Source organism: Vibrio sinaloensis DSM 21326 (genome assembly GCF_000189275.1).
Taxonomy (GTDB): Bacteria; Pseudomonadota; Gammaproteobacteria; order Enterobacterales; family Vibrionaceae; genus Vibrio; species Vibrio sinaloensis.
Genome location: NZ_AEVT01000101.1, coordinates 1 through 6051 on the forward strand (window position 1 = coordinate 1; position 6051 = coordinate 6051).

Sequence of the window (6051 nt, forward strand, 5' to 3'; positions counted from 1 at the left end):
TAAATTTTAAATCGATTCTCATTAAACGTTATTAATTACTGAACAGGCAATTCAACGATGAAGTAAAAGTCATTTCTAAACGTCCCTTCTTCGATTGATGAATTGTTGATGAGATAACTGAATTCCAAATTAAAATCATAACTGGAATTTCCTCTAGAGGAGCTTGTATCAATATTTATTGATTTATTGGTGACAAAACCATCTGACACAAGTGGTGTATTATTACATCCTGACGTGCATACAATATCTAATGGAATTGGTTGTGCTTTCGATGCAGAGTCAATCAGTTCATAGCTTCGGTCAGGAACATATAACTGTAGAGACTTTCCCATTACCCCATTGACGGTTACCTTCACATCGTTGTTCGAATATAAATTTCCAGAGGCATCGATTTCAGGATCAAGAACTAATGTTGAATTGTTTACGTCTACTGAGTCAATGAATGCAGGCATATGCGAGATGATTATATTCTGAGTCACCGGAATATCTCTGTACGTAAATGCTCCTGCACCATTTTTAAATCCATAGCTGTAAAGCACGGTCATCGTGCCAGTGTAGATACCTGCGGGCTTGCTTTTGAAATCAGCAATCAGGTTGGTAAACTTCACCATCGGCTGTATGTAGTTAAAAGGTTGTTTTGCTTCTGCCAAGATGACCTTCTTTGAGCCATAGCAGCGTTGAGCCGCCTTGGACACAACGGTGTAATTTGATGCGCTTAACTGCTCTGCATCACACAGTGTTGAATTTTGACTGTGGTTGGCACTGCTTTGCGAAGCGTGTGAATAATGTAACGCCCCACCTGCCGCACTCAACGAGACAATAGCCGAATCCCCGCCTTCGTTGGTAAGAGTCACAGATGTTGGAATGGTTGCGATGCCCGCCACCCACTCCTTACTGTAAGGCAAATTACCCATGGGTTCATAGCCTTGAGAGAGAACATAGCCTCTCTCTACTTTGGCATCGTCCCAATGGACAGTATCGCCTTTTATCGATCCAACAATACTTGTTGCTGCCAATGAACCGTAACTACTTACGCAGGCAACAAAGGCGATGATTGATGAGAGTTTACAAAGTGGCTTCATAGTCAAACGATCCGTCATTTGTCGAAAACTGTATATAGGCTTCATTATTAATATCATCTGGTTTGTCAATCGCAGTTTTTCGCCCAGGTAGAATGTAATAAACAGAGCTAAATTCACATTCGCGTTTCGAATTACACACTCTCGCCTCTAAGAATTTGTTGGTCTTGTTATTAATCTCTATTTTTTTACCTGCCAAAGATACCTCTGGTATACGGCTCGTTTGACCACTCGTTTCAAAAATTGAAAGAATGCCATAACCGTAGTTGATAGCGACTGTATTTTTCTTTTCGTTGACTGCGTTTGGTGAGAAACGAACTTTAAACACATCATCAGATGACAAGTTTTGCCCCCCATTAATACGATAGGCTGTCACCACGCGAGACTCCCCTACGCGTAAAATAAACTTTGCTTCCGAGAGCGTAATTTGCCATTCGTCTAAATTATCAGCTGTATACTCTTTCTCAACAATCTCTCCCGTATCCCCTACCTCTAACTCAAATATTTTTGTCGATATAAAGAGATCGTGGTCTTGATTGTTTGTCAGCACATAATCAATGCTAGGGCCTCTATCTGAGTATTCAACCAAAGATTCTATATCGAGTGAGTAAGCGTAAGTTGAGTAAAAAAACAATCCAATAATAAAAGTGAGCACTCGGTTCATATTGATTAATGATACGTTATTGTTGCGCATACTCTGTTTCCTCATTAATAATTTCTTCATATGCATTTCGTAGCGATAAAACGAGATCTTGATTATTTGCTTTAAATTGTTGAACAACATGCTGGCTCGCTTGTGATTTAGCAATGTATGCAACTTCAATGTCATTACTCATTGATTTAAATAATGCATCAGAGCCGAACGTCGCCTCTATATTGCTCTTAATCTCTCTATCAGTTGGTAAAATCACAGAGATCATAATGTAATCTTCTTCACCCATTGAAAATTCAGAGAGGGGGTCAGTTTCAGGAAAACAGTGACCATTTGCTCGACTTGTTGAGTTATCCACTTCCACAGAACACAGTGATTGATTGTTACTTAACAACATCAGCTCCCCCGAATGCTTAATGTTGTAAACACCTGGAGCGATTTCTTGAGCGTCATAGCATGTTTCACTAATGCACTTTGCAGATTCGACCAACTGGTTATTCCCCTCAGCAAGCTTAACCATATTGCTCGATACTCTGACCAAGTTTGGTTTTACGCGGCCAAATGAGCCTGGTAGCGAGAAATAATCAGCGACGACCAATGACTCTTCAGCCAGCAAGTAGTCGAGGCTATTTGGCATAAACTGATGCTCGTACTGAGTGTAAGGTTGCAGCCCAATTACGTAGTCTCCTGCCTTTTCACGCACGGTATTTTCACTGTAACCATTGTGGCTCAATCGGGAAGTACCAATGATATGGTCACTATTTTCTTCACCAGCATTGAGAACGTTCGGTTGCTCAACGATGTAGCTCTTTCGCGGATCCGACGTTAGAAAAATACCGTCAGGAGTAAAGACCTGAGTGTTACTGACGAACGCGTTGGTACTTAAGCTTTCTCTGTCTATGTCACCTCTATAATCAAGATCGACGTACTTATTCTTAAACGAGTCGGCAACATAAGCGCCTACATCCGTCTGCTCGCCTTCTTCAAGGTTAACGTGCACCGCCGCACTGTCGACAACGTCACCCGAATACTGAATTTCGTTACGACTGGTGGTATTTGTTTCTTGGAATGTATTGGAAGATTCAAAACCCCAATGGCGACTGAAAGGGATAGAAAGTTTGAGAGTGACAGAAAATTCATCGTTACTGTCCGATCTGAGAATAAAGCCCTCTTCCGACTCTGCTCTGTTGTAGCCACCGCCAACGGTCACTTCCCAGTCATTCGCCAGCGTATAACTAATCTCGCTGTTCGCTGAGATGTACTTATAACCGTTGTAACTAGAACTGCTTAGTACAGCGTTAAAGTAAGTTTGCGCATTCAACCTTGCAAAGTAATTCAAAGACAGCAAGCTTTCGTCTGCGCTACCGTGGATAAGCCTAGATGTAGACAAGCTAGAGCCATAAAAGCTCTTATGTTTCACTTGAGTATAACTAAGGTTGAACGCAATCCAGTTTAGGCCGGTGCTTAATTGGAAAGACGAGTCGTCATACACTTTCACTGCCCCGACAAGACTAAAGCTGTCTTGAATGTACTCAATGCCAGAGCCAATGCCATATCCCCGCTGATCAGTGACTAGCGCATACAAACCAAATCGCGTTGCGTCAATCATTGGGAAGGTATATTCACTTTCAAGGAATAGTGCATCGTCATAATAGTCTTCGACTACCGCTTCTTCTCCAACTTTTTTAGAGATCTCTTCTAGATTAGTAGGAACCTCCCGATCAACGTATGACAAGGTAACACTCACGTTTTCATCGGTCTTGCCACTGACAAAGTTGTAGACTTGCGTGTTATAGGTGGAAACGACCTCACTGCCTTCTCTAATTTCGATTGCGACCTCATAGACGCCTCTCGGTAAACTGGAATATGGCACCTTAGTGAAACCAGAATTGACGTTTTTAGACAGAACCAAGCGATCATCTTTATAAATACGCATGGTGCCATTGACAGGTGAAAACGCATTCAATGCCCTGCCATTATCTGCTTTATCCAGACGCAAACTGTCTGACGTAGATAAGGCTATTGAGTAGGTTTCACTGTCTAACGTTGTAGATGGAAATAGGCCAAATGATGGAGTCTGCCGCGCACCATCTCTAGCATAATCGGTAACAAGGTAATACCCCGGCTGGTCCAGCCGATAACTGACATTTGAAAGCTCCGATTGTTCGGAGATTTCATACTCTGCACTCAGATAGCCATAGCGCAGGCCCAGTACCGACTCACCGTAAACAAATGACTCGGTGCTTGTCTCGGAATCGTAGGAAGTGTCCAGCTTTATCGAGTTAATTAATGCGTTTTGCTCCGAAACGCCATCGTCATAACGGCCGGCAGTGTGAACCTCCTCAAGCCCTTTCGGATGAACGAGTACTTTAGCGCGCTTGGTGGAATAATCGTAAATCAGCGCAATATCATCTGGCATAAATACGCATTGCTCGTAAGTTAGTCCTTTACATGCATCCTCATAAGTCACTCCTTTCTGTAGATTCGATACAAGGCTATCGATGTAAGTGGGTTTCACTTTTCCTTTAAGAAACTCCGTTAATTGCTTTGCGCCGCTAGTGTCTAGCTTGTACTGCTCGAAACTTAGAATTGTCGAAATACTGGCTTCGTCACCATCAAAACTGACTATCGTATTGGTAGGTTGCGCAACAAAGAAAGATTCAAACCCTTCCGGAATACTGGCCGATGCTGGGAAGGTGAGAAAAAGGCTCGCCGCGAGAGTGGCATAGGTAAACTTCACAATAATGACCTAACTAACTTGTTATATGACAGAATGTTCAACGATGACGTCGACAGCTATGTTGATATCGTCACCCGCGGTAAGCTCAGTAGCCCAGCCACTTTTCGATTGCACCGCCAGTGACACCTTCTGTTGGTTTTTTGCTTCTGAAGCAATGTTTCCGTTGAGCAAAGTGTCGATATCGCTCACGGCTTGAGACTGACCACCCAGCGAAAACTGAGTTACGGAAAATGTCCAATCGACATCAGTAAGAACACCAAACGCATCTCTGGCCTCCAACTTGATCGCTTCTCTGGTAACAATTCTGTCGTCCTCCGTATTGCCAGCTAGTTCAACAGAAACGGGTAATGCCATACCATCCTCACCTGTGATTTCAGGAGGGAGAGCCATCAGGTCAATGACCGTTTCAACTTGAACAACAAAAGGCTTATAGCTGGTATGAAATAAGGAAGCATACGCTGGAGAAGAAGTACCCAATACGCTAATCATTATCGAGCCGATATTGGCTAGCGCTAAGATCCATGTTTTCATTTTATCTACCTAATACAAATACTACTGACCCTGTAAGCAAGGAATAAATTCTGTTTTGAAAAATACTGCCAATCAATCGCAGTATTGACGGCATATTCGAAATGCTTGTGGATTACGGGTAGCAAAGCTTAAGAGAGCTGCGTAATTTAAGATAATCATTAAAGTTCATTTAAGTTAAGTTAAGCAGTGAACAAATGATTAAACGTCAATGGCTTTAATGATGATTACGTGAACGATAATCTTGAATTTAATCGCACTGAGTCTAGTGAAGGCGTACTGTTTCAGGCAATAGGAGACTAATAACAAATTTAGTCTTTAAGTAGGAGGGTTAATATTTTTGTGAAACAGTTATACTTAAAACTCTCTGCACAAATAAATCAAAGTACATCTTAATAAAAACCTAACAGGCACTTTTATTAGTACCTGCTAGGTTGAACGCATTAGCGCTAATTATGAAGCGACAGCTGCCAACTCGAGCTGAACCGTAGCAGAGATTCGGTCACCGGCTGCGAAGGATGTATCTGAATCTGCTTCATAGATCACATCAACAACCTTTGACTGATTTTTAGCAAGGTCAATTTTCGTACTGCCTGATGTTACGTCTTGGCCATCTACCAGTACCGACTCGCCTGTCGTATTCGTTGTGGTGCCGTCAATTGCGAACTTAGTATCCACCAAGGTAATTTCTACTTTGGGGTGAGAATTATGGATATTCTTCACCGTCATACTACCTGGGTTGCTGGTGATAAAGGCTTGGTCACCTGCACTGGCTTTTAGTGTACCGCTTGTTATATTGGTAATTTCAACATCAGTACCATTAGACGAGCCGGATACAAAACCGACAAAATCGATAATTGCACTCCCAGGTGTTGCGTGAGCCATACCCATGCCGGTCGTCATTCCAATAAATAGTGCTAACTTTGCAATGTTTGTTGCTTTCATTTATTTTTCTCTAGTTTATGAGTGATAAGTTATATACCAAGTTTTCTTTGGTCCAAAGTAATTTATTAAAGCCGCATTATAAAATCTACTATTTAAATATTAATTAA

General features: G+C 41.9%; 5 protein-coding genes. All 5 read right to left on the minus strand.

The window, feature by feature from the left end; translation table 11 throughout:
- Positions 1 to 35 precede the first annotated feature (35 nt).
- Entirely contained in the window at positions 36 to 1082 is a 1047-nt protein-coding gene (locus RH45_RS18950) for a hypothetical protein (protein ID WP_008080302.1), read from the minus strand.
- Complete coding sequence (locus RH45_RS18955; protein WP_008080304.1) at positions 1066 to 1773, minus strand: hypothetical protein; 708 nt, start codon at positions 1771 to 1773, stop codon at positions 1066 to 1068. The genes RH45_RS18950 and RH45_RS18955 overlap by 17 nt, the downstream gene beginning before the upstream one ends.
- A complete protein-coding gene (locus tag RH45_RS18960) occupies positions 1760 to 4471 on the minus strand; it encodes a TcfC E-set like domain-containing protein (protein ID WP_008080306.1) in 2712 nt (903 codons plus the stop codon). The genes RH45_RS18955 and RH45_RS18960 overlap by 14 nt, the downstream gene beginning before the upstream one ends.
- 21 nt (positions 4472 to 4492) lie before the next feature.
- Entirely contained in the window at positions 4493 to 5002 is a 510-nt protein-coding gene (locus tag RH45_RS18965) for a hypothetical protein (RefSeq protein ID WP_008080309.1), read from the minus strand.
- Positions 5003 to 5452: 450 nt separating this feature from the next.
- Complete coding sequence (locus tag RH45_RS18970; protein ID WP_008080311.1) at positions 5453 to 5944, minus strand: hypothetical protein; 492 nt, start codon at positions 5942 to 5944, stop codon at positions 5453 to 5455.
- Positions 5945 to 6051 lie beyond the last annotated feature (107 nt).